This window comes from Clostridium sp. DFI.1.208, assembly GCF_024463855.1.
Taxonomy (GTDB): domain Bacteria; phylum Bacillota_I; class Bacilli_A; order Erysipelotrichales; family Erysipelotrichaceae; genus Clostridium_AQ.
The window spans coordinates 1-286 of sequence record NZ_JANGCA010000275.1 but is presented as its reverse complement, the minus strand read 5'-3'; the positions used below and the strand labels follow the sequence as shown (position 1 = coordinate 286).

Genomic DNA, 286 nt, shown 5'->3' with positions numbered 1-286 from the left:
CAATCCTACGTTAATTAAAAGCCCTTTCGCGATTGCTTCATGTGCAGACCATGTCTTTCAGGTAATGCTGGCATCATAAATTGATTGGATAGAGATTTTCAGTAAAGAATCAAATTCCTCATCACTCTGTGTCACACAAAGCCCCTGCGATAATGCCCGGGAGAAGCTCGCAATCAGACCAGGATTTCTTGCCAGTTTTTCATTTGCTTCATCTCTTGTATATCCGCCGGATAATGCGACAATGCGAAGAACGTGCGGGTCCTCCATCAGCTCGCTGTAAAAGTCG

General features: G+C 44.8%; 1 pseudogene. It reads right to left on the bottom strand.

The window, feature by feature from the left end:
• Positions 1-57 precede the first annotated feature (57 nt).
• A pseudogene (locus NE665_RS24350) lies at positions 58-286 on the bottom strand (class I fructose-bisphosphate aldolase); the annotation flags it as partial.